This is a genomic window from Bartonella melophagi K-2C, assembly GCF_000278255.1.
In the GTDB taxonomy this organism is placed as follows: Bacteria; Pseudomonadota; Alphaproteobacteria; order Rhizobiales; family Rhizobiaceae; genus Bartonella; species Bartonella melophagi.
Window position 1 is genome coordinate 312,139 of the sequence record NZ_JH725081.1, and the last position, 23,987, is coordinate 336,125.

A 23,987-nucleotide genomic window follows, 5' to 3' on the forward strand; every position below is an offset into this window, starting at 1 on the left:
ACTTAGTAGTGCGTATTTTTATTCAACAAGCTCAATCGACTAAACTTTAGTGATAGGTGTTTTAATAGGAGGTTTGTGAGGGTAGGGCAATTTGCAAATGGACTTTACCTTTTTTATTGTTAATGATCATTTCTATCTTTGAGCGGTTTTGTAAGGCGTAGTTATTTGTAGTCATTGAGAGCGTTATTTTGTTTCTTTAATGATAGCTTTTATGAGTGCTTTGGCATCGTTATTGGCCCATGGAGCTATACCATTAAATGAAGCAATAAGGTCACCATCTTGATCAACCAGGAGTGTAATGGGTAGCCCTAAAGCTAGTCCTTGTTTGCGGATATTGGTAAAAATGTTCATTTTTTCGTCGCGGTAATAGATCAAATTATCAGCATGCACTTCACGTAAAAATTGTTGAATTTTTTCAGGAGAAGCAACTTTATCGATGTTAATGGCTATGACATCAAAATTCTCTCCTTTCATATCGCGTTTTAATTGTGCAAGTTCTGGCATTTCTACACGGCAAGGTGCACACCAAATGGCCCATAGATTAATAAGCAGTGGTTTTCCAGTAAATTCGGAGAATTTATGCTCTTTTCCCTGAATATCTTTAAAAGAAAACTGGCTTACATTATAAAATGTATCGGCAAATCGGAGATGCTTAAAAGAGCCTTTGGCTTCTTTTTTGATCGCTGTTATCTTTTCCGCTTTTATTTTGTTGGCGTTTGTTTCTTGTGCTTTTGCAACTGAAATAAAGTGAGGAAAAAAAGATACTTTATGATTATGGTTTATTGTTGCGTATAAACTTAAGGCAATGATAAAAGATGTAAGCAAGTGTTGTGTTTTTTTATTTTTCCAGTTGATAAAAGTTTGAGAAATCATAATTTTGTCCTTTGAATGGGCGCTTTTAAGGGGTATGACAGATAATAAATTGAGCAATAAAATAGGGTGGGCTATTTTGCACAAGACCCTGCTCGGTTATAGAAGATATTAATGCTTCCATTGATTGTGATCAAAAACTTTATCGGCAAAATATTGAAGATTCACTTTCTCATGTGGCGATGCTAGCACAAACGAAAATTATTTCACACTCTGATTATGAAAAAATTGTGCATGGTTTAAAGTTTATTTGCCAAGAAATTGAAGAAGGTACATTTACTTTTTCATGAAAGCTTGAAGATATTCATATAAATATTGAAATGCGATTTGAGCCAATTGATTGGTCCTGTAGCATGCCGTTTGCACACAGCGCGTATCACGTAATGATCAGGTTGTAGTTGATTTTCATTTATGGGTGCGCGACGAAACGCAAAAAATAGCGCAAGTATAAAAAGAGCTCATAGAACAATTGCTCATTCAAACAGAACAGTATGTCGATACTTTTATGCCAGGTTTTACACATTTACAAACTGCTCAGCCAGTGATGTTTGGTCGCGATTTATCACGTATGCGTGATGCGTTTGAGCGAATGAATGAGTCTCCTCTAGGGGCTGATGCATTGGCGAGAACGGGCTTTCCAATCGATTGCTTTATGACAGCACAAGCTACTGGGGTTTCATGAGCCGATGCGCAATTAATAGATAGTTTTTAGATCATGATTTTGCGTTGGAATTTTTAAGCGCTGGTGCGCTTTGTGCAATGCATCTTTCACGTTTAGTAGGAGAGATTATTCTGTGGTCGGGTGCACAATTTTAGTTTATTCATTTATCCGGTGCTTTTTCAGCAGGTTTATCTATTATACCACAAAAGAGAAATCTTAATGCTGCTGAAATTATAAGGGCCAAATCGGGACGGTTGAGTGGTGCGTTTATTGGATTTCAACAGTGATGAAAGGCTTACTTCTTGCTTATTTAAAGGGTATGCAGGAGGATAAAACTTATATGTTTGGTGGGGCTTTGAGTTTGGAATTATCGGCTGGCAGCAATGACGAGGATTATTGGTGATCTGGAGGTGAATAAAAAAGTCATGAAACAAGCAACAGATTCTGGTTATGCAATAGCAACAGATTTAGCTGATTAGCTTGTACGCAAATTGAGGCTTTTCTTTCGTGGGGCTTATCATATTACTGGGCGCATTGTAGTATTGGCGAAAAAAAAAGAAATGTCGTCTTAATGATTTATCATTGGCTGAACTTCAAACGATCTATCCTGATATAAGTGCAGCTGTTTTTGATGTTTTAACAGTTGAAAAATCAGTTGAAAGTCGTAAAAGTTTTGATAGAACAGCACCTTTAGAAGTACTTCACCAAATTGCTTATTGGAAAAGGCATCTTGTGAGTGCATGAATAGATTTTAATTGTAAATACAAAAGATGCAGCAAAATATCGATATAAGAAGAAAAGGGCGTATGAGAACCATTTTAAAAAATTTAATAATTGTCCTTTTTTCTAATGTTGTTATAGTTGGGTGCGGGCGTAAAGGGGCATTAGAATTACCTTCTTCAACAACGGTGGAGTCTTCGCAAGGAGCTTTTGTTTCTGAAAGAAAAACGGATAAACCTTTTATTCTCGATCGATTGATACAATAGAGGTTTTTATGCGTTTTTTCCCTTATCATCAAGACATGCTCTATGCTGAGGGTCTTTCACTTTCTGCACTTGCAGATAAGGTTGGAACACCTTTTTATTGTTATTCAGCCAGTGCACTTGTTACTCATTTTCAAGACTATCAAAATGCATTTCATGATATACCTAGCCTTATTGCTTATGCGGTCAAAGCAAATTCCAATCAGGCTATTTTACGGCTTTTAGCACGCAATGGGGCGGGAGCTGATGTGGTGTCAGAAGGTGAATTACGACGTGCTTTAGCTGTTGGTATTCCTGCGCATTGTATTGTTTATGCTGGGGTTGGTAAAACGGTTAGAGAGATAGATTTTGCTCTTGCACATGATATTTGCTGTTTTAATGTCGAATCAGAGCAGGAACTTGAACAATTATCAGCACGGGCTGTTGCACTTTCAAAAAATGCACGCATTTCGTTGCGTCTTACTCCAGATGTAGATGCAAAGACCCATCAGAAAATTACAACTGGTAAGTCTGAAAATAAATTTGGTATTCCATTGGTATTGGCATATGATGCATATAAAAAAGCAGCCCAATTGCCTGGTCTTCAAGTGTGTGGCGTGGCTATGCATATTGGCAGCCAGATTTGTGATTTAAAACCATTTGAAGAGGCATTTATAATTGCTGCAGATTTTGTGCGCCACTTACGCAATGATGGTTATGCCATAACCCATGTAGATATTGGAGGTGGGCTTGGGGTTTCTTATGGTCGTGAGTCGTGTTTAGTGCCTTCTCCTTTTGATTATGCGGCACTGGTAAAGAAACATATTGCACCTTTAGGGATTACTGTAATTTTAGAGCCTGGGCGCAGTATTGTAGGCAATGCTGGGGTGTTAGTAACATCCGTTGTGTATTTCAAAAGAGGAAAGGGGCGCAATTTTGTTATTGTTGATGCAGCAATGAATGATTTTATGCGTCCAACACTTTATGATGCTTGGCATGGTGTGATGCCAGTGAAAAAAAAACCATTAAATGGTGTGATGATCAATGCAGATATTGTTGGCCCTGTTTGTGAAGCTGGTGATTATTTGGCATTGGATCGTTGTCTGCCAGTGTTAGAGGCGGGTGATCTTTTGGCAATTACTGGAGCGGGTGCTTATGGTGCGGTGATGGCAAATACCTATAATAGCCGACTTTTGGCACCGGAAGTTTTAGTTCAAGATACGCGTTATGCTGTTGTTCACCCACGTCTTGATTATGCGCAATTGATTGGCTTTGATCATATTCCAGATTGGGTTGAGAATTTTTAAATGTCTTTGACATTGTTTCCAATAAACTTTTATGGAACGATTTATATGGTACAAATTATTTTGTATAAGTTTTATGATTCTTAAACTTATTTTAAAAAGGACAAATGATTGTCTATGAAAAATGAAAACATCAAAGGTTTTCTGAAAATAAAGCTTTTATTTGCGCACCTTCTCGCTTGGTGTTTCTTATTTTTTGAGCGGATATGGCCGCGACTGTTACCATTTTTTTTAGCGTTAAGTCTTTTATGTTCACTTAGTTGGTTTGGTGTTTTTAATCTCTTAAGTTATTGGTGGCATTTATTTTTTCTTTGGCTTGTACTTTTTGCTATTTTGGGAAGTTTGTTTCTACTATTTGGCTTTCGCTTTCCAACTGCAAGGGATGTTGATTGTTATATTGAACAGACAAATGGGTTTAAAAACCAGCCTTTAAGTGTTCAAAAAGATCGTTTGTGTGTTGAAGATGATGATGGTTCTAGTGTGGTTATTTGGCGTGAACATCAACGTCGCATGGCAGAACAGTTGCATCATGTTCAAATCGGGTTTGCTTACCCCAATAGTGCTGCCTATGACCCTATAGCTCTTAGGGCACTATTTATTTTGTTGTGTGTATGTGCTTTTAGTTTTTCTTTTGGCTCATCTGGGGGGCGTTTATCAGATGCGTTTGATCTACGCCCTGTAGTTGATGAATCATCAATACGTATTGATGCTTGGGTAACACCACCTGCTTACACAGGTATTGCACCTATTTATTTAACACAAGGTGAGACAACAAAGCTTACTGTTCCTGAAGGTAGTGATGTCGTTGTGCGTGTTGTTGATGGTGCTGGTGTTAAGGTTAATGCTGTGTCTGAAGACGGTGGACACAAAATTTTACTTACTGAAAAAAGTGAGCAAACGGCTTTAAATGATCCAATGACTCGTTTTGAAACACGTTTAGATCGTTCAATGCGTTTGTCTGTGTCATTGCGTTATAGGCAACAACAATGGCATTTGCACATGATTAAGGATAAAGGGCCGACAATTCATTGGCTTGCAAAACCAGAGCGGATTTTGACTGGTTCATTAGAGTTACGCTACGAAATGGATGATGATTATGGTGTAACAAAGGCTTTTGTTGCAATAGAACCTCTTCTTAATCAGAATAAAAATGCTTCTCCTCTTTATAAAGCACCTGAGATAAAGCTTCTTTTAGCGCGTGGTGGAAAAGGTAAAATGCGAACAGTCCAAGATATATCTGGTCATCCATGGGCTGGTAGCGAGGTTAAAATCACTTTGGTAGCAGAAGATGGGGCTGGTCAGCAGGGGCGTAGCAAAACTTTTATTATGATGTTACCACAGCGTATTTTTGCCAACCCTATTGCTCGTGCAGTAGATGAGCAGCGTCGTTTGTTAGCACTTGATGCACATGCACGAGAACGTGTACTTGATATGCTTTCTGCTTTGCTTGTGCGCCCGGAAGATGGCCTTCAAAATGTGACACATTTTCTGGCATTGCAGAGTGCATGGATAAGACTTTCTGCTGCAAAAACAGATGATCAATTGCGTGATGTGGCTCATTATTTATGGCAAATTGCTTTAGGTATTGAAGGAGATCAGTTTGAGTCTGCTCAGCAAAGATTAAAACAAGCACAAGCTGCTTTGCGTGATGCATTGCGCCATGGCACTTCAAGTGAGGAAATTGAGCGACTAATGGCAAATTTACGCCAAGCTGTGAATGATTATATTAGTGCTTTGCCTGAAAAAGAATTAAAAAGTAGCAATGAGCGTAGAGCTACACTTTCTGAAGATTCATTATCCCAAAAGTTAGATTCGATTGAAGAAATGGCTAAGTTGGGTTCTTCTTCTGCAGCTGAACAGCTTTTAGCTGAAATTGAGCAGACACTTGATCATTTGCAGAATCGAAAAAGTAATCAAACTAAAAAGGAAAACAATCATCAAGAAACACAAATGAAAAAAAAGCTAGATCAACTTGGTGATTTGATGCGTCGACAGCAGGAAATTCTTAATGATACGCACAATTTAGAAAAGAAACAACGTTATAATGAAAAAGATGTCACAAGCAATGAGGAAAAGCAAAGCAAAGCTTTGGAAGATCGTCTAATTGAATTGCAGTCTGAGTTATCAGAGTTAGAAAAAGGACTCTCAGCACAAGGTCTTAAACAAAATGATGCATTGAAAGAGGCAGAAAAGAAAATAAACTTAGCAAAGACCGCTCTTGATAATGGGGACTATGAAACGTCAATGCAAAATCAGTCAGAGGCTTTAGAATCCTTGCGACAAGGCGCGCAAAGTGTTCTACAAGAAATGCGTGAGATATTGAAAAAAGAAGGGGATAGTCACAATGATATCCATGGCCCTCAAGATCCATTAGGACGTCCACTTTCTTCACAGACAGGTCAAGGTCAAGAAGGTATGGGGGGAGCACAGCAAAATGATCAAATGCGTGCACGACAGATTTTGGAAGAAATTCGCAAACGCCTTAATAATGGTCGTATTCCTGAGGCAGAAAAAAGCTATCTTGAAAGATTACTTCACTTTCGTTAGTCAAATTTAAATCAATATTAGAAAAAGCGCATTAAAAATTTTTATAAAGTAAGATGCATTCAAAATAAAGAACACAGCAAAGTAACCATGCTTTTGATGAAGTGATAATACCGTGGTGTCCCTTACTTATGTTACTTTGTTTTGAATTATTTTGGTTAAAAGTGGAAGGTGAAAGTTTTTGCTCTTGAGGGGAAGGGGTGCAAACCCATATAAGTTGATTATAAAGGGCTGCAACGTTTGATATTTGTTTCTACATGGTAATGTAAATTGGATATAGTTACACTCAAAGATTTTTATGCTTCTGCACTTGGTCTTCGGGTGCAAACGACGATTTGTGACCAATTGAATTTCTATTGGCCAAATCTTGCTGATAAGCGAGTAATGGGTTTTGGTTATGCAGTTCCTTACCTTTCTGTGTTGTGTACGCGTGCCCAACACTGTTTTGCTTTTATGCCTGCTAGTCAGGGTGCTTTACCTTGGCCTTGTGCTGATAGGGTTGCTACAGCACTTGTTTTTGAAGAAGATTTACCTCTTCCTGATGCTTCGATTGATTGTGTTTTATTGGTACATGCACTTGAATATACAGAAAATTCACGCGAAACTCTTAAAGAAATATGGCGTGTTTTAGCACCTAATGGCCATTTGATTGTTATTGTTCCCAATCGCAGCGGTTTTTGGGCACGCAATGATCGTACACCTTTTGGTTATGGTGAACCTTATAGTCGCCAACAAATTGTTCGGTTATTTGAGGAAACAAATTTTATATCCGGACCTGTGCAAGAAATTGTATATTATACACCTTCCTTAAATTATACAGCACAGTTGTTTTCGTTTTTCTATAGACCATTTGTACGCCACCTTTTTCCTTATTTTGGTGGGCTTTTAATGTGTCAGGCGCACAAACGTATTTATCAAGGCATAAGTATACAACGCCGTCAATCACGACGTGTATTCATTCCTACATTATCACCACAGGCTCGCGAGAGATATGTCTTGTCTGGATCTGATTTTGTTTCAGAGAAAAATTGATGATGTTAGAATTATTTTAAAGGTAATCATTGCTCATAAAATTTAAAGATTAAGGCGATAGCCGTTGTGATCTGTAACGAGGATCTGAGCATTAGAGGGGTCTTTTTCAATTTTTTTGCGTAAACGATAAATATGGGTTTCTAATGTGTGGGTGACAATGTTTTTATTATAGCCCCAAATATGTTCCAGCAATGTTTCACGGTTTACAACTTTGTTACGCGTATTATAAAGATATTTAAGAATTGCCGCTTCTTTTTCGGTAAGGCGGATTTTATTACCATGGCAATCAATTAGAAGTTTTTGCCCAGGTTTAAAAGTGTAAGAACCAATACGAAAAATCGCATCTTCATGGTGTTCGTATTGATGTAATTGAGTTCGAATACGCGCTAACAATACCGCAAAACGAAAGGGTTTTGTTACATAATCATTGGCACCTGCTTCAAGGTTTAAAAAAGTATCACAATCTGTGTCATGGTCAGTTATCATAATAATAGGAGCACGAAATTTTTGATCACGTAGTTTTTTAACAGCTTCACGACCATCTAGATCAGGCAGTTTAATATCAAAAATAGCAAGATCGACTTTTTCTTTATGAGCTATTGCGATTCCTTCTTTGGCTGTTTTTGCTTGGAACACTTCAAATTCTTCATGGATTTGCAATTGTTCTAGCAGAATAGAGCGCAGGTCATCCTCTTCCTCAACAATTAAAAGGGTGTAGCTGTTCATTTTTTTTCCTTATAAGCCTATGTGCGCTATACTTTGTGGAAAGTAGTTTCATGAAAATAAAATCTTATGCAAGTAGAATTAAAAAAGAAATGCTATAAAAAACAAACTTTTGTTGCTTTTATGGTCATCCGTCGACAAGCAGGTGTCCATACACGGGGTATTCTTTGTGCTGGTCAGCATCGTTTTTTTTGTGCTTTAGGGCGAGGCGGTATTTCCCCTTATAAGCGCGAAGGTGACGGTGCTACGCCTTTAGCAAATATGCGGTGTTTAGGAGGATTTCGCGATAATTTTTATCGTCCTTTTCCACGTTCAGTTTTGCCTTTTCATCGTATTCGTGCACAAGATGGTTGGTGTGATGCTAGTGGTGATGCTAATTATAATCGTTTGGTACGCCTTCCTTACCCTAAAAGTGCTGAAAAAATGCACCGTGAAGATGGTCTTTACGCGATTGGCCTTATTCTAGATTGGAATAGCACACAGCGCAAAATGGAAAGAGGAAGCGCTATTTTTATGCATTTAGCACGGGACAATTATGCCCCAACAGAAGGATGTATTGCACTTTCCCGCCGTGATATGGAACGTCTTTTGCCCTATATTAATTGGCGGACAAGAATTGTTGTTTTAGGTTAAAAGCATTTCTGGTTTAAGCCCACCCATAGAGCAAACTTCTTTCCACTCATCTTCTGTGACAGGTTGTACTGATAAGCGTATGGTTTTAACCAGTGCCATGTTTTTCAATTTTGGATTAGCTTTAATTTGTTTTAACGAAACAGGATTTGGCATATCACAAAGAGCACGAATATCTACACATTCCCAGCGTGGATCAGAAGTTGTCGAATCAGGATGTGCTTGTGCACATACTTCTACAATGCCTACTATTTCTAACCCTTTGTTGGAATGATAAAAAAATCCTTTATCACCATATTTCATGGCACGCATATTATTGCGTGCTTGATAGTTGCGTACACCATCCCATTGTTCGCCGTGTGCGCCTTTTTGTTTTTGCATGGCCCATGACCATTTTTGAGGTTCAGATTTAAAAAGCCAATAAGCCATTTAGTCTCCTTTTATATGCACTGTGTTTGGTTTTTGCGTCTAATTTTATAAAAAATAAGTGTTGGAAGAATTTTAGCCATAGGGATTTTATGTTCTCATACTTTTACTCCTCGCCGTCCTGTACCGATTAAGGGAGGTGCTTTTTCATCCAACGGCCAGCGTGAGCGAGGGGCAATGTCAAGGGAGCTTGTTTGCCCCTGTTCTATGCGTTTTGCACCGGCAAAAGCAATCATTGCAGCGTTGTCTGTGCACAAAGAAGGAGGGGGAGCAATAAATTCAAAACCATGTTGGCAAGCCAGTTCTTGCAAACTTAAACGAATAGCTTGATTGGCTGATACTCCACCTGCAACAACCAAGGCAGGGGGGCGACATTCTTTCTGATGAGAAAGGGGATAGTGGTGGGTAAAATATTGCAAAGCTAAACTAATACGATCTTGCAATGTATCAATGACTGCTGCTTGAAAACTTGCAGCGATATCAGCAATATCGCGCTGTGTTAAAGGAGCCATTGTTGTTGCGGCTTTGCGAACAGCAGTTTTTAGGCCGGAAAAAGAAAAATCTAACCGTTTTTCACCCTTTAAAGGTCGTGGGAGAGAGATGCGATTTTTATCTCCTAATAAAGCGGCTTTTTCAAGAGCTGGACCACCAGGGTAAGGAAGACCTAAAAGATTTGCAGTTTTATCAAAGGCTTCTCCCAAAGCATCGTCAATGGTTGTTCCTAAGCGTTGGTAATTTCCTATCCCGTGGACAAGAATGATTTGTGTATGACCACCTGAGACTAGGAGCAATAAATAGGGAAAATTTATATCGTGAGTCATGAGTGCTGTTAAAGCGTGCCCTTCTAGATGATTGACAGCAATAAAAGGTTTTCTGGTGGCAAGAGCTAATGCTTTTGCAGTCATAAGTCCCACTAAAAGCCCCCCAATCAGACCAGGGCCACTTGTGGCTGCGATAGCATCAATATCTTTCAACTTTATGTTAGCTTGTGTAAGCGCTTTAAGAATCAAGCTATCAAGAATTTCAACATGAGCACGAGCAGCAATTTCGGGAACAACGCCACCATAAGGTGCGTGATGTTCAATTTGGCTCCAAACGATATTGGAAAGAATACGACTTTTTCCATTACTGTTGTGCTCAATAATAGCAGCAGCAGTTTCATCACAGCTTGTTTCTATTCCCAATAGACGCATTGCAGGATAACCTTATATTGAAAGATTTTTTCATGCAGTGGGTATCACGGATTAAGAGGGATGCAAAGAGTTCTCTTAAAATATAAGGTATATGAGAGACAATGCATCTGGATATGGTCTATGGGTGTAGTCAATGATGGATTATGGTTCCATTTGAAAATTCAACAAAAAAGTAAAATGTTTAGTATAGGATGCATTTTAAAATGTATTAAGTCATGTTTGGTGACCAGTTCTTGGAAATTTTTGTAGTCAAGCCATATGACATGCAGGTGTGAGGGGTTGGCAGCGTTAGACCTAGAAAGTTTTTTACAATTAGGTTTTTTAGCACACTTGGTGTGTTTATCCCAAAATTGATATGTTTTTTTATTTTTTGACAATGAGTTACTGCATTATTAGGGTCGTTGCATTTACTGTTTATAATCAACAATTTTTAAGGATTTTTTTTAACGTCAGTTTTGATGTGCTTCTAAGATTTTAATATTAAGTGTACTTGAGAGAGGATAGGCTATTAAAATATCTGGCTTGTGAGTTAAGAGGAATTGAGTAAAAATACTTAAAAAGCAAAATATTCAATCAATGCTTAGCTTTTTTAAAGTTTCTTTCATTTTGTTATTTTATAATAAAAATGAGCGGGAGAAAAGAGACATTTATGGCAAAATTTTCAAAACCCAAAGCAAAACCACATTATACCGGTACTAACCGTAAAACATCTGTAATTGAATGTGATGTGATAGATTGTGATTTAGAGCAAGAAACACAAAACTCAGCAGAATCAATAACAAAAGAAACACAAAGCAAACAAAAAGCAAAAGAGAGAGAAGCATCTGGTATTGCTTGGTTTCATTCGTTGATTTTAGTAATTGTTGGCAGTTTTATCACCTTAAGTTTTTGGATAGGAATGCAATGGGCGGGTTTTCTTTCTCCTTTTTTGAGAAGCGAGCATATTAGGGGAGAACAAGCTTTACAGATTGCTGAAATTGCAAAAAGCCAAGCTGAAGAAACAACGGGACAATTACATCATATTATCCAAGAACTTGATGCATTAAAGACGGCTTTTTCTATTTTTTCATCACAAGATGATAAGTCTCTTCAAAGAGGTGAGGTATCGCAAGAAGAAAGTAAGGAAATTTTTGCGGCTTTAGAGAAAAAGGTTAATGCTCTTGAAGAGAATGTACAAAGTTTAGTTGCAATCTCACACGGTATCCATGAAGCTTTATTAGCTGGGCAGGGCAATACAAATGATTTTGCTGCGTTAAAGCAACAAATAGACACTCTACGAGAAGAAATTGCTGCTAAAAGTGATGTAAAAGGGGGAATAAACCCTGCATTTTTAATGGCGATTAATGCCTTAAAAAATGCCGTCGATCGGGGTAAACCTTATGCCAATGAATTGGAAATAATACAACGTTTTTCACCTTCAGTTTCAGGGCTTGATCTTTTGCAAGAAACGGCAAATACAGGTCTTCCAAGCCCTGTTAAGCTTGCAGCTGATTTTTCTAGTATTGCAGATACGATTGTTGGGCAACAAAATATGGTTGTACCAGATGCTGGTTTTTTTGCACACATTTGGGGCTGGATAAAAAGTTTATTTGTTTTACGGCCAGTTGGAAATGTGGAAGGTGTGACGGTAGGTGCGATTGTAGCGCGGATGGAAATGGCCATTCAAGTTGGAGATTACGAAAAGGCTTTAGCAGAGTGGCAAACATTACCCCAAAGTGCTCAGGATATTTCAGTAGATTTTATGCAGCAGTTAAAACGGCATTTAACTGTTCAACGTGTTTTTCAGCAATTACTGATTTTTGTGCAACAAGGATCTTCTAAGGCTATAAAAATGTAAATGGAGCTAAGAATGATACGTGTTTTTATTTATATTTTTGTTGTTTGTGTTCTTGGTGCAGCTTTTGGGTGGGTTATTAGTCATAATAGTGTTGTGACCATAACATTTATGCACACGCGATTATCTATTTCATTGTTAGCTTTTTTCAGTATATTTATTGTATTTTTGGGGATTTTATGGGGACTTTTGTATGTTGTTTGTTTTGCACCTGGGGCTTTCTACAATTATTTTTATACACGCCGTCAAAGACGCGGTCGTGAAGCCCTTTCACAAGGCCTTCTTGCAGCCTTTATTGGTGACCATCTAACAGCACAAAAAATGGAGACACGGGCGTTAAAATATCTTGAAGAAAATTGTGAACCGTTGATAAAACTTTTACAAGCTCAAACTCTAGTTTTGCAAAAAGATTCTGTTCGTGCCATTCACCTCTATGAGGAGATGAGACAAAAAAAATCAACAAAACTTGCTGGGCTTTATGGTTTGTTTTGTGAGGCTATGAATACAAAAACTTATGAAGCAGCACAACACTATGCACAAGAGGCGTTTACTTTATCACCATCACTTGTGTGGGCTCATCAGGCTGTGCTTGATCGATTGAGCGCTGAGGGGCAATGGGATGAAGCACTGGATGTTTTTGAAAAAGTGCAAAAAGCTTTACCACGCTCTGCCCGTTTGACTGCAGAGCACAATCATACACATGCTCTGTTATTGAGTGGAAAGGCGCTTCATGTTTTTAAAATCCATCCTGTAAAAGCACGTAGCGCCATTTTAAAAGCACATAAGTTGGTACCTGATTTTGGGCCGATAACGGTTATAACGGCCGGTATTCTTTATAAATTAAATGAAACCCGCAAGGCTGATAAAATAATCATTGAAGCTTGGAAGAAGGATCCTCATCCTGATTTTGGAGCACTTTATCTTGGGAGAGAAGAGAGGGCTGTTGGACATTTGAAAAAAGCTAAAAAACTGGCTTCTTATAATAAAAATACTTTTGAATCAGCCTTTCTTATTGCTAAAGCTGCTTTAGATGCAGGTGAGTTAACATTAGCAAGAGAACAAGCAAAAAAAGCACTAAATTATCATCCCCGTGAAAGTGTGTATTTATTATTAGCAAATATTGAAGAAGTGCAAGGAAATGATCAGGGGTTAGTGCATAAGTGGCTCTCTCTGGCACGCAATGCAGAACGTGATCCTACATGGATTTGTGATAATACTCTCTTTTCTTCTTGGTCAGCGGTTTCTCCAATAAGTGGGCGATTGGGCTGTTTTGAATGGAAAGCACCTCCTCGTCGGTTTCCTTTAACATTAGAAGCTGATGACATTGTACTGAAAAAAGAAGACAAACAAAATGTTGCTGAAATAGCTTTTAAGGATAATCTCTTAAGCAAATGTCCACCTAAAGAAAATGATAGCCCCTTTGAGGTTTACACAAATAAGCAAGATGAAAAAACACTCAATCAGGTCTATTTAGATGTTGATGACTCAAACATTAAAACAACGAAAAAAGAGGTTTCTACATCAAAAAAGAAATTTCAATTATTTTAAAGAGAAGAATTTAGAGTAAACTTTGTTGACAGAAATCATTTTCTTATGCTTTAGAAGCGCGTAACTAAACTATATTGCTGCAATAATAACTAAAAAGAAATTTTTGGCAAAAATGTATCTTGGTAAAAAACAGAAAAATAAAAAACCAAGAATTGCGGTGGTCTTACATCGTCAATCTCCATGCACTGGCCGCTTGGGACAATTTCTGCAACAAAACGGTTTTGTTCTTGATACTTATTGCCCTATTGTAGGACAAAAGCTTCCCGATACATTGGAACATTACGCAGGTGTTGTCATTTTAGGTGGCCCGATGAGTGTCAATGACAGGGAAGCATATATTCGTGAAGAAATTAATTGGATTTCTTTGTCCATGAAAAAGAATAAACCTTTTTTAGGTATTTGTCTTGGAGCACAAATGTTAGCGCAAAATCTTGGTGGGCGTGTTTGTGCGAGAAGTGATAAAATTGTTGAAGTTGGTTGGTATCCACTAGAAGCAACACTTCAAGGTAGAGCGATTATGGATTGGCCTGAAATGGTTTATCATTTTCATGATGAAGGTATTTATGATTTACCTAAAGAAGCAGTTCTTTTAGCAAGTGGTCAAACATACCCTGTACAAGCTTTTCGTTATGGAAATAATGCGTGGGGTTTACAATTTCATGCCGAATTAACACGGGCTATGATGCAGCATTGGGTAGTGCGTTCAGCTAAGAAATTGACTAAAAAAGGTGCCCAACCTGCCTATACACATTTACAAGGCCGCTTAATGTATGACAAAGCTTTGCGCCAGTGGTTTAAAAATGCATTGCAACAAATTTTTGGTGTTCCTGCCACTTAAATAAATTTAAAAATTATGTTTATTTTGAAAATGATCTTTGAAAAAGAAAATTTTCGTTTTGTTGGTATTCTATTATGAATATCAAAATAAGAGCTTTTTGATATTACATTGGCGCATTTGGCTCTTCAAAACAGATTTTCATGAGGAAGGGAAAGGGAGAAAAAGAAGCTTATAATTGAAGGGTTTGGAAAATTGCTATCGTTTCATTGTTTTTAAAAATCAGAGGTTTAAAGAAATATCTGTGCACAAGACAATAGGGGAAAATCTTAAAATTTAGATATTTTTTAGGTGATGCTGATAACAAGATTTCGCATCTATTGGGCCCAAAAAGTATAATAATAGTATTTTAAATTAAGCGTGAGGATAATAATTTATTAGGGTATATTACTTTTGATTTTTCTATTTTTACGACATTCTTATTTTGTTGATCTTCTCAAAGTTGATAGGGCTTTATGAGTGAAGCTTCAATGATATGCTTCATTTCTTGGAAGCAGATGCGATAGTAGATGATAGAATTGATTGGAAACGGTATTTGTAGAGAAGAGATGTTTTTTCAGTATTTTCATACAGATGGAGTCTCTGGTGTAAATGGCTTGTTTCTTTCGACAATTAAGGATATTTAACAAGTAAAATTTAAGTTTCTGTTTCTTTACATGCAAAATCCTTCTCCACTGTGCAGTGTTTGTTTTCTTGTACACAGCCCATTTTTTAAGCTTTATTTTTTAATTGATAGCTCGAAGAGTTGCAAGCAGCCAGCTTATTATCATTGTTATAGGTCACGTAAGAGTGAGTAAAACTGTGTTTTCAGCTTGGCTGCTTTGCACACTGCTTTAAGTAAGGAAAGTAGTGTTTTTGAGTTGTGCAATCATGTTGGCTGCAAAGGTAAAGCGAGAAATATTGAGATCATTTTCAATGAGAGCACTAATTCGGTTAGTTACATCGCAAATTTGATCTTCTTCTGTTTTGACCCATGCTGCAAGCGGATCATTTTTATCACCATAGTTTTTTAAGATTTTTATAACAATTTGCCGCACATTTTCAGCAATATTTTCTTTAGTTTGGCTTAAGACCATACCATCATAATAATCAAGAACAGGAATTGTTTGACTGGCTTCATTAATGCGATTTATGCGAATAATTTGAGTCAATGAAAAATAGATTTTTGCAGTTTTAGTAAGGTCACTTTGGCTTTGTTTTGCGATTAAAGAAATATCACAAATCATTGGAGCAGCTTCAAGGAGAGCTAATTGTTTTGCTAAAGTGCTTGGTATTCCTTCTTCGCTATATAATGCTACTTTTTCTGCAATTTTTTCATGTATATCTTTATTGTTAGAGTGTGTAAGCTGTTTTTCAATGGTTTTACGTGCTTGTTGAATTGTTGTCACAAGTTCTTCTAATGGCACAGATAAATCGATATTGAGCAATCCCCAATTGGTTGTTTCAAAGAGCATTGAGGTGATTGCTGCATAGAATTTATTTTGGATAAGGCCGGGTATTTTATTGTCAAGATTATCAATTTGGTCAGAAAGCTGAGGAATTTCAAATCCATCACGAATAGCAATGAAAACACGAATAATATTTTCAACCTTTTGTCCCGTTTTATCTTGCAGGCGACTAACAAAAGTAGGCCCTCCACGATTAACAATATCATTGGCAATGAGAGTGGCAATAATATCACGACGCAATTGGTGGTTAATAATTTCGTTCTTAAAACTTTTTTGGAGTTGAGTTGGAAAATAGTTTAACAAGGTTGTATCGAAATAATGATTGTCAACAATGGAATTGTTAATGATTTCTTCTTGCAACGTTAATTTAGCATAAGCCAAAATAACAGCCAGTTCTGGGCGTGTAAGACTTTGACCTTGGGCCATTCTTTGGCGCAAAGTTTGATCATCAGGCAGAATTTCAACTCTGCGATCGAGCAGTTTTTTCTGTTCTAAATCGTGTATAAAGCGCGCTTGATAAGGCAGGTCAATAATGCCACGACTTTCAGCCAAAGAAAGGGCAAGAGTTTGCAGATAATTGTTGCGTAGAACTAATTGTTCAACTTGTGGTGTCATTTGTTTTAAAAATGTATCACGTGCTTTACGCGTAAGCATTTGAGCACGCATTGCTGATGCAAGAACAATTTTGATATTCACTTCAAGGTCGGAACAATTGACCCCTGCGGAATTGTCAATGGCATCGGTATTACACCGCCCACCATTTAAGACATATTCAATGCGACCACGTTGGGTAAGGCCAAGATTGGCTCCCTCACCAATGACTTTGGCGCGTATTTGTTCGCCGGTAATGCGAAGTACGTCATTAGTACGATCGCCCACTTGAGCATCGGTTTCTGTTATTGCACGTATGTAGGTACCAATGCCACCAAACCATAAAAGATCAACAGGAGCTTTTAAAATGGCTGTAATAATTTCAAAGGGTGTTCCTGTTTGTTTTTCAAAACCAATGGCTTGTGCAGCTTCAGGGGAAAGAGTAATAGTTTTGGCTGTGCGTGAGAAAATACCACCACCTTTTGACAATTTCGTTTTATCGTAATCTTGCCAACTTGAGCAGGGGAGTTGAAATAGACGCATACGCTCTGCATAACTTTCAGCTATATTGGGTTCTGGATCAATGAAAATATCGCGATGATCAAAAGCAGCGATAAGTTTTGTTTGTTTGGACAGTAACATTCCGTTACCAAAGACATCTCCCGACATATCGCCAACGCCGACACAACTAAAGGGGGTTGTTTGAATGTCATGATCAAACAATTCCCGAAAATGTCTTTTAACAGCTTCCCACGCACCTTTAGCCGTGATTCCGATAGCTTTGTGGTCATAACCTGCTGATCCTCCAGAAGCAAAGGCATCATCAAGCCAAAAGTTACCTGCTTGGCTGATTGCGTTTGCAGTATCGGAAAAAGTTGCTGTGCCTTTGTCTGCAGCAACAACAAAATAAGGATCGTCACCATCATGGCGAATCACATTTTTGGGGGCACTTATTTTGCCATTGACGAGATTATCAGTAATGGAAAGCAAAGCTGTGATATAATCAATATAAGCTTGCCTGGCCGCTTCTGCTACCACAGCGCGGTCGTTGGTTTGGGGAAGGTGGTGAGGATAGAAGCCACCTTTTGCACCCACAGGGACAATAACTGCATTTTTAACCTGTTGGGCTTTGACTAAATCTAATACTTCAGTACGGTAATCTAATGCGCGGTCAGACCAACGGATGCCGCCACGAGCAATAGGACCAAAGCGCAAATGGACTCCTTCTACTTCTGGTCCGTACACAAAAATTTCTCGATAAGGGCGTGGTTCAGGTAAGCCTTCAATTTGGCGTGGGTCCAGCTTGGTTGCCAAAATACGGCGCGGATTGCCATTTGGAAGGGGGACAAAAGCATTAGTCCGTAAACTTGCAGCAATGAGATTGCGATAGCGGCGTAAAATGAGGTCATCATCCAAATTGGGGACCATCTGCAATTTTTCTTCGATACGCTGTTGAATAATTTGTTCGTTGTTTTGGCGTTCTTTTTCTTTGTGGCTTGGATGAAACTTCAAATGAAACAAAGCATAAAGATCTTTGGTAATATCGGGATAAGCATTTAAGGTTTGAGCGAGACGTTTTTGTGAATAGGGAATGCCAGCTTGTTGGAGATAGCGTCCGTAATGGCGCAAAATAACAATTTCACGCCAATCAAGTTGAGCCGTTTGTGTTAAGGCATTAAAAGCATCATCAGCAGCATTTTTAGCCCAAATGGCTTCAAAGGTTTCAGCGTGTTTTTGACCATTTTTATTAAGATCAATATAGGTTTGGAAAGCACTTTCCAGTTGCATGTCATGAAGATATACATATTTCCCATGCCCATCGGGTAATTCAAGTGTTTGTTCAGCGATGACACGAAAGCCCATATTTTCAAGAAGTGGTACACGTATAGAAAGGGCAAGTGCTTTGTGGCGGTGAAAGAGTCTAAGAGCAATATTGTGTTTTTCTTTATGATGGGTGTGATAAAAAATGACAAAAAGAGGCTTTTCATCATTAAGACTTAAAATATGATCTGCGTCTGCAATGGCATCTTCAGCTGAAAATAAATCGCGATAGCTGTTGGGAAATTGACTTGCTAGAAGTGTTTGTTGTTCTGTTGCTTTATAGGCAAGAGCCACAGCTTGGACATTATCTTCCCAATTTCTTGTTATCGAGCGAACATGTTGTTCAAGTGTAGTGCGTTCAATGGAGGGAACGCTGTTGTTTCCTTTGCGGTGAATGATATAATGAATGCGAATGAGTGTGCTTTCTAGGAAGAGTGGGTAAGATTCAAAAAAATCACCTTCATAAATATCAACAAAATATGCACCAATTTTTTCAGGAATATTACTGCTGTATTGGTCACGCGGGACGTAAACAAGTATAGAAACAAAACGTCCAAAAGAATCAGTGTGCGCAAGTACGCGCAAACGTGGACGTTCATCTAATTGCAGAATAAGTTCGGCATTTTCTGTTAGCGTATCAATATCAGAGCGAAACATTTCATCTCTTGGGTAAGTTTCTAAAACATTGATAAGTGCTTTTCCAGAATAGTCAGTCTGATTATATCCAAGACGTTGAATAATGGTTTGTGCTTTTTCTTTTAAGAAAGGAATTTGCAAAACAGAACGGGTATAAGCAGAGGATGTGAATAGCCCTACAATGCGTAATTCCCCACATACACGCCCTTTTTTATCAAAAATTTTAATTCCAATATAATCTAACCAAATGGGACGGTGGATTTTTGAGCGGCTATTGGCTTTTGTTACAATAAGAAGGTCATCGCTTTCCATAAAGGATAAGACTTCTTGGGGGCGTTCTTCTACGTGTGTATCGCCAATAATGCGAATGGAGGCATCTGTGAGAATACCCAATTCAATATTGCCAGCTTTCAAACTGTTTTGGGGTTCTTTGTTTTTAATGAAGTCATAAGTGCGCATTCCAAGGAAGATAAAATTATTATCTGTAAGCCAATTGAGAAACTCAATGGTTTTTTCACCTTCTTTTTGGTAATTTTGCGGGAGGTTTGTTTGATAGGCGTGGATGTGCTTTTTAAGTTCCTCCAACATAGGTTTCCAGTCTTGCACAGCGGCATTGACTTGTTCAAGAACTAAGGTGAGCTCATCTTTGAGTGTTATGGCCTTTTGTTTGCTTAATGCTTCAATGTGGATTTGTATAAGGCTAATGCGTTGTCCAGAAGAGCAATCAAGAACAGGATGTGCAATCAAATAAATATGGTTTGCTTGTTGATTAAAGACATTTAAAACAGAATCAAGCAGGAAAGGCTTGTTGTCATTGACAAGTGTGATAGCTGTTATAGGTTTACCACTACGTGTCAGTTCTTTTTGTTCAAAGCAAATGGTGCTTTTTCCTGCTTGATGTAAGCTGAGTGCTTGAGCAGCGATAGCTATAGCTTTTTCGAGTTCATCTTTTTTATAACAAGCAATATCTTCTTTATCGGTATGGGCGAAAAGGATCTTTGTTAATTGTTTTTGATTGTTTTTGATATCTAATGCTTCTTGTTTTGACATAGTCATACTCCCCTTTTTGCTCTTGGTGACCTTTTCTCCTCACAAGAGCAGGTCGTTTATGTCATCTTTTACTGTATCACTTTATTTTTGAATGAATAGTTACTTATTTAAATAATTATAAAATTTTTTTATGCAGTTTAGAGTAATGCTATAAATTTTGGATAAACATTTGGTGTAGGTGGATGGATGTTTTTATTGATATTGTTGCCATGACAAAGTAACATAGTGTGGGAATGTGCTCTAACAGTAAATATTAGCTATAAAGATGACAGATTTACCAGAAAGACTTTTAAATGGTTATCGGTCCTTTATGACCAATAATTTTTCGCAGCAGGCAGCACGTTATCGGCAATTGGCAGAAGAAGGGCAAAGGCCTGAAATTTTGATGATTGCGTGTTGTGATTCGCGTGCAGCGCCAGAAACAATTTTTGATGCTAGTCCTGGTGAAATTTTTGTTGTGCGCAATGTGGCAAATTTTGTTCCGCCTTTTTCTCCTGGTGATCAATATGATGCAACAGCAGCAGCAATTGAATTTGCAGTGCAGTCGCTCAAAGTTAAGCATGTTGTTATTTTAGGTCATGGACGTTGTGGGGGGATTAATATTGTTCTTGGAGAGGTGTGTAAGCCTTTGTCATCTAATAATTGTATGGGACTATGGATGGATCTTTTGGTCTCAGTGGGAAAAGGAGCTTGCTGTCGTGAATCAATGACTGAGACAGAGCGACAAGCTGCGTTGGAACATTTTTCTATTCGTTATTCGTTGAAGAATTTAGAGACATTTCCATGGTTAAAAGAACGTAAAGATCAAGGTCTTTTGACAGTGCATGGTGCTTGGTTTGATATTTCAAACGGTGAATTATGGAGCTTAGAGCAAGAAACAGGGTGTTTTATGCGCGTTGAAGAAAAATTGCTCACCCAGTCATAAATATCTTTTTGTTTTGTGTGATCTTTGCGTGAAAAGGTGCTGTAATGATCAATCTTGACAAAGAGTGGTTTTTGTTGTTTGAAGAAAAAACATTCAGTGACAAGGATTAACTTGGAGCCACCGACTGGGACCCCACTTATAAGGGTATAAAAGATCCCAGAGGTCAACATCCGATAACGCGTTGCGTCCTCGGATGTCATTTTGATTTGTTTGTTATGTGGTCGATGAGGTAGATGATGTTTGAATCCTTGCAGGAACGTCTTGGTTCCATTCTGTCCAATTTGACAGGGCGTGGTGCTTTGTCGGATCAGGATGTTGCAACAGCGCTGCGTGAGATTCGTCGTGCTTTGTTGGAAGCTGACGTTGCACTGGATGTGGTGCGTTCTTTCACGGATAGGGTTCGTGAAAAAGCTGTTGGTTCTGCTATTGTTAAATCTATTAAACCCGGACAAATGGTTGTTAAGATTGTTCATGATGAACTTGTGAGCATGCTGGGAGATGAAGCTGTCCTTAGTGATCTAAACGCACCAGCACCGGTTGTTATTATGCTGATTGGTTTGCAAGGTTCGGGAAAAACAACCACGACAGCAAAACTTGCAAAGCGCTTAACCGACAAGCACAATAAAAAAGTTTTGATGGCATCACTGGATACGCGTCGCCCCGCAGCGCAAGAGCAGCTTCGTCAATTAGGAGAGCAGGCGCAGCTTGCAAGTTTACCCATTGTTTCAGGTCAATCTCCTGCCGATATTACTGCACGGGCAGTGCAAGCAGCAAAGTTGGGCGCTTATGATGTTTTGCTTCTTGATACGGCAGGGCGTAATCATCTTGATGATGCTTTGATGATTGAATTGGCTGAAATCAAGGCATTGTCGCTTCCTCATGAAATTATGTTGGTTGCTGATAGTCTTACCGGTCAAGATGCTGTGCATCTTGCGCGTTCTTTTGATGAGCGTGTAGGCCTTACAGGGATTATCTTAACACGAATGGATAGTGATGGTCGTGGTGGTGCAGCTCTTTCAATGCGCGCTATTACAGGCAAGCCGATCAAAGCGATTGGAGTTGGTGAAAAAATAGATGCTTTGGAAGAGTTTCACCCTCGTCGTATTGCAGATCGTATCCTTGGCATGGGGGATATTGTTTCTTTAGTTGAAAAGACTGCTGAAGCGATTGATCATGAAAAGGCGATGAATTTTGCAAAAAAGATGCAGGCTGGAAAATTCGACCTTAATGATCTTGCAGAGCAATTACAGAAAATGAAAAAACTTGGAGGTATGGGCAGCATTATGGGAATGATGCCGGGTCTGGGGAAGATGAAAGATCAAATAGCAGCTGCAGGTCTTAGTGATAATCTTTTGAATCGCCAATTGGCTATTATTTCATCAATGACATTTGTAGAGCGTGCTAATCCTGAAATTTTGAAACATAGTCGTAAACAAAGGATTGCTAAAGGGTCTGGTACGAGTGCGGCTGATATTAATAAGCTTTTGAAAATGCACCGTCAAATGGCTGATATGGTGAAAGCTATGGGGGGAAAAGGCAAAGGCGGTTTGATGGGAAAGATGTTAGGGGAGCTTGGTTCCAAACTAGGATTTGGGGCTGGAGGTGTTCCTGGTAATATGCCTAATTTATCGGGAATTGATCCGGTTCAATTATCGGCGTTACAAAAGCAGATTAAAAATGGTAATATAGAAGAGAAATTACCTGGTCTTCCTCAAAGTGGATTGCCATTTCCCGGCCTTCCCAGTGGTCTTTCTGGGAATGGGGGAAAATTGCCTCCGCTTCCTAAGAAGAAATCGTAAAGCAAAAAAAGGAAGTGTGATGCAGAAGAAAATACCAGATGATTTGACGCGTTTACGAGCATCTATTGATGATTTTGGTACGGCGCTGGTTCGTATTTTAACAAAATGCTTTTACTGTATACAAACAGCTGGGGAGTTAAAAGCTCGTTATAATTTGCCTATAACTTATGTGACGTGTGAGCAAAGTAAGGTTGCAGGTTTGCGACAATTGGTTATGGACAATTGTCTTAACCGCGGTTTTACTAAAAAATTTTTAAATTTCGCCCTAGAAATGATTCACCATAATAATCATTGCTGAAAGGCAAAGAAACAAAGCAAATTAATTTAGATAAAAGTTAAAGTTGATCGGAGAAAAAGATGGCATTAAAAATTCGTTTGTCTCGTGGGGGTTCAAAGAAGCGTCCTTATTACCATATTGTTGTTGCGGATGTGCGTAGTCCGCGTGATGGGCGTTTTCTTGAGCGTGTTGGTGCGTGGAACCCCATGTTGCCTAAAGATCAACAGCGCGTAAAGCTAAATGAAGAACGTATTCAATATTGGCTTGGTCAGGGTGCTCAACCGACAGATCGTGTTTTTCGATTTTTGGATGCTGCTGGTTTAAAAAAACGCCCAGTACGTAACAACCCACACAAAGGTGAGCCTGGTAAAAAGGCACAAGAACGTGCTGCAGCAGAAAAGCAAGCTGCTGAAGAGGCGTCAGCTTCAATTGCTGAGGAAGCTGTATCAGAAAAGGTTGCTGCATCAGAAGAAGTATGAGTGCTTTAAATCTCATCAAGAAAAGCATTGTGAAAGCTTATTTTTAAGCAGGCAATCGCTGCTTGTTTTTATCTGAAAGATGTTTGCTTGTCTTTAAAAGATGGTTTGGTTTTTTAAGCTATCAATTTGAGCTTTTTAAAAGTCAATAGCGCGGCCTTTAATTTCCCAGTCTCCATAGCGTGCTGGGTCTTTCCCACCGCGCCCACCATTTTCTAAAGGTATATTTTCATGGAGTGCTTGTTTACGTCTTTGCGCAGCCTCTTTGAGGGCACGTTGTGCTTCTGGGAGAAGGGAGCGTTGCTTAAGGAAAGCTGCATTTTGTTTTGTTGCATCTTGTTTTATTGTTTTATCTTTTTGGTTCATTTTATACCTTTTTTCCATTGAAGAATCAAAAAATCC

The 23,987-nt window shown here is 38.5% G+C and carries 18 protein-coding genes and 1 pseudogene; 13 read left to right on the plus strand and 6 right to left on the minus strand.

Translation table 11 applies throughout. The features are described 5' to 3' along the window. Positions 1-183: 183 nt before the first annotated feature. The gene (locus ME3_RS01240) at positions 184-873 is read right to left on the minus strand and encodes a TlpA disulfide reductase family protein (RefSeq protein WP_007476366.1); all 690 of its coding nucleotides are present in this window, start codon (positions 871-873) and stop codon (positions 184-186) included. Positions 874-907: 34 nt separating this feature from the next. Between ME3_RS01240 and argH the strand changes: the two are divergent. From argH to ME3_RS01265, 5 genes and pseudogenes are all read left to right on the plus strand, one after another. Further along, positions 908-2,275, plus strand: a pseudogene (gene argH / locus ME3_RS01245) (argininosuccinate lyase). Between the two features lie 62 nt (positions 2,276-2,337). Beyond that, complete coding sequence (gene lptM / locus ME3_RS01250) at positions 2,338-2,517, plus strand: LPS translocon maturation chaperone LptM (RefSeq protein ID WP_007476373.1); 180 nt, start codon at positions 2,338-2,340, stop codon at positions 2,515-2,517. Between the two features lie 8 nt (positions 2,518-2,525). Next, positions 2,526-3,800, plus strand: coding sequence for a diaminopimelate decarboxylase (gene lysA / locus ME3_RS01255; RefSeq protein ID WP_007476374.1), 1,275 nt, complete (start codon positions 2,526-2,528; stop codon positions 3,798-3,800). 114 nt (positions 3,801-3,914) lie between these two features. After that, complete coding sequence (locus ME3_RS01260) at positions 3,915-6,344, plus strand: TIGR02302 family protein (protein WP_007476376.1); 2,430 nt, start codon at positions 3,915-3,917, stop codon at positions 6,342-6,344. 267 nt (positions 6,345-6,611) lie between these two features. After that, positions 6,612-7,373, plus strand: a complete 762-nt coding sequence (locus tag ME3_RS01265) for a class I SAM-dependent methyltransferase (protein ID WP_007476378.1) — start codon at positions 6,612-6,614, stop codon at positions 7,371-7,373. A gap of 42 nt (positions 7,374-7,415) precedes the next feature. On the opposite strand, the gene ME3_RS01270 is transcribed toward ME3_RS01265, so the two are convergent. Then, the gene (locus ME3_RS01270) at positions 7,416-8,099 is read right to left on the minus strand and encodes a response regulator transcription factor (RefSeq protein ID WP_007476380.1); all 684 of its coding nucleotides are present in this window, start codon (positions 8,097-8,099) and stop codon (positions 7,416-7,418) included. A 66-nt stretch (positions 8,100-8,165) separates the two neighbouring features. Here ME3_RS01270 and ME3_RS01275 point away from each other — a divergent pair, with 66 nt between their 5' ends. After that, positions 8,166-8,729: a L,D-transpeptidase family protein gene (locus ME3_RS01275; RefSeq protein WP_007476382.1), complete on the plus strand. Its 564-nt coding sequence runs from the start codon at positions 8,166-8,168 to the stop codon at positions 8,727-8,729. Here the strand turns inward: ME3_RS01275 and ME3_RS01280 are convergent. Then, complete coding sequence (locus ME3_RS01280; RefSeq protein ID WP_007476384.1) at positions 8,721-9,155, minus strand: EVE domain-containing protein; 435 nt, start codon at positions 9,153-9,155, stop codon at positions 8,721-8,723. The genes ME3_RS01275 and ME3_RS01280 overlap by 9 nt on opposite strands. A 95-nt stretch (positions 9,156-9,250) precedes the next feature. Then, a complete protein-coding gene (tsaD, locus tag ME3_RS01285; RefSeq protein WP_007476386.1) occupies positions 9,251-10,345 on the minus strand; it encodes a tRNA (adenosine(37)-N6)-threonylcarbamoyltransferase complex transferase subunit TsaD in 1,095 nt (364 codons plus the stop codon). A 649-nt stretch (positions 10,346-10,994) separates the two neighbouring features. Here tsaD and ME3_RS01290 point away from each other — a divergent pair. The 3 genes from ME3_RS01290 to ME3_RS01300 all read left to right on the plus strand — a co-directional run bounded on the left by ME3_RS01290 (position 10,995) and on the right by ME3_RS01300 (position 14,565). Then, a complete protein-coding gene (locus tag ME3_RS01290) occupies positions 10,995-12,182 on the plus strand; it encodes a COG4223 family protein (RefSeq protein WP_007476388.1) in 1,188 nt (395 codons plus the stop codon). A gap of 12 nt (positions 12,183-12,194) precedes the next feature. Further along, positions 12,195-13,727 carry a heme biosynthesis protein HemY gene (locus ME3_RS01295; RefSeq protein ID WP_007476389.1) on the plus strand — a complete coding sequence of 511 codons (1,533 nt, stop codon included), beginning with the start codon at positions 12,195-12,197 and terminating at the stop codon, positions 13,725-13,727. 112 nt (positions 13,728-13,839) lie between these two features. Beyond that, entirely contained in the window at positions 13,840-14,565 is a 726-nt protein-coding gene (locus ME3_RS01300) for a glutamine amidotransferase (protein WP_007476391.1), read from the plus strand. Between the two features lie 830 nt (positions 14,566-15,395). Here ME3_RS01300 and ME3_RS01305 read toward each other — a convergent pair. Beyond that, on the minus strand, positions 15,396-20,108 hold the full coding sequence (locus ME3_RS01305; protein ID WP_007476393.1) for an NAD-glutamate dehydrogenase: 4,713 nt from the start codon (positions 20,106-20,108) through the stop codon (positions 15,396-15,398). A gap of 265 nt (positions 20,109-20,373) precedes the next feature. Here ME3_RS01305 and ME3_RS01310 point away from each other — a divergent pair, with 265 nt between their 5' ends. From ME3_RS01310 to rpsP, 4 genes are all read left to right on the plus strand, one after another. Then, positions 20,374-21,033, plus strand: a complete 660-nt coding sequence (locus tag ME3_RS01310; protein ID WP_007476394.1) for a carbonic anhydrase — start codon at positions 20,374-20,376, stop codon at positions 21,031-21,033. Between the two features lie 236 nt (positions 21,034-21,269). Next, the gene (gene ffh, locus ME3_RS01315; protein ID WP_007476396.1) at positions 21,270-22,832 is read left to right on the plus strand and encodes a signal recognition particle protein; all 1,563 of its coding nucleotides are present in this window, start codon (positions 21,270-21,272) and stop codon (positions 22,830-22,832) included. Positions 22,833-22,851: 19 nt separating this feature from the next. Beyond that, positions 22,852-23,130: a chorismate mutase family protein gene (locus ME3_RS01320; RefSeq protein ID WP_007476397.1), complete on the plus strand. Its 279-nt coding sequence runs from the start codon at positions 22,852-22,854 to the stop codon at positions 23,128-23,130. A gap of 59 nt (positions 23,131-23,189) precedes the next feature. Further along, entirely contained in the window at positions 23,190-23,588 is a 399-nt protein-coding gene (gene rpsP / locus ME3_RS01325; RefSeq protein ID WP_007476399.1) for a 30S ribosomal protein S16, read from the plus strand. A 135-nt stretch (positions 23,589-23,723) separates the two neighbouring features. Here the strand turns inward: rpsP and ME3_RS01330 are convergent, their stop codons facing one another. Next, positions 23,724-23,951, minus strand: a complete 228-nt coding sequence (locus tag ME3_RS01330) for a DUF1674 domain-containing protein (protein ID WP_007476401.1) — start codon at positions 23,949-23,951, stop codon at positions 23,724-23,726. Between the last annotated feature and the right edge of the window lie 36 nt (positions 23,952-23,987).

Excerpts from the sequence above, each read along its gene's own strand:
- ME3_RS01305 (WP_007476393.1), bottom strand. The coding sequence starts at position 20,108 with ATGTCAAAACAAGAAGCATTAGATATCAAAAACAATCAAAAACAATTA.
- ME3_RS01310 (WP_007476394.1), top strand. The coding sequence starts at position 20,374 with ATGACAGATTTACCAGAAAGACTTTTAAATGGTTATCGGTCCTTTATG.
- ME3_RS01275 (WP_007476382.1), top strand. The coding sequence starts at position 8,166 with ATGCAAGTAGAATTAAAAAAGAAATGCTATAAAAAACAAACTTTTGTT.
- ME3_RS01295 (WP_007476389.1), top strand. The coding sequence starts at position 12,195 with ATGATACGTGTTTTTATTTATATTTTTGTTGTTTGTGTTCTTGGTGCA.
- ME3_RS01320 (WP_007476397.1), top strand. The coding sequence starts at position 22,852 with ATGCAGAAGAAAATACCAGATGATTTGACGCGTTTACGAGCATCTATT.
- ME3_RS01280 (WP_007476384.1), bottom strand. The coding sequence starts at position 9,155 with ATGGCTTATTGGCTTTTTAAATCTGAACCTCAAAAATGGTCATGGGCC.
- lptM (WP_007476373.1), top strand. The coding sequence starts at position 2,338 with ATGAGAACCATTTTAAAAAATTTAATAATTGTCCTTTTTTCTAATGTT.
- ME3_RS01330 (WP_007476401.1), bottom strand. The coding sequence starts at position 23,951 with ATGAACCAAAAAGATAAAACAATAAAACAAGATGCAACAAAACAAAAT.
- ME3_RS01260 (WP_007476376.1), top strand. The coding sequence starts at position 3,915 with ATGAAAAATGAAAACATCAAAGGTTTTCTGAAAATAAAGCTTTTATTT.
- ME3_RS01290 (WP_007476388.1), top strand. The coding sequence starts at position 10,995 with ATGGCAAAATTTTCAAAACCCAAAGCAAAACCACATTATACCGGTACT.
- tsaD (WP_007476386.1), bottom strand. The coding sequence starts at position 10,345 with ATGCGTCTATTGGGAATAGAAACAAGCTGTGATGAAACTGCTGCTGCT.
- rpsP (WP_007476399.1), top strand. The coding sequence starts at position 23,190 with ATGGCATTAAAAATTCGTTTGTCTCGTGGGGGTTCAAAGAAGCGTCCT.
- ME3_RS01270 (WP_007476380.1), bottom strand. The coding sequence starts at position 8,099 with ATGAACAGCTACACCCTTTTAATTGTTGAGGAAGAGGATGACCTGCGC.
- ME3_RS01300 (WP_007476391.1), top strand. The coding sequence starts at position 13,840 with ATGTATCTTGGTAAAAAACAGAAAAATAAAAAACCAAGAATTGCGGTG.
- ffh (WP_007476396.1), top strand. The coding sequence starts at position 21,270 with ATGTTTGAATCCTTGCAGGAACGTCTTGGTTCCATTCTGTCCAATTTG.
- ME3_RS01240 (WP_007476366.1), bottom strand. The coding sequence starts at position 873 with ATGATTTCTCAAACTTTTATCAACTGGAAAAATAAAAAAACACAACAC.
- lysA (WP_007476374.1), top strand. The coding sequence starts at position 2,526 with ATGCGTTTTTTCCCTTATCATCAAGACATGCTCTATGCTGAGGGTCTT.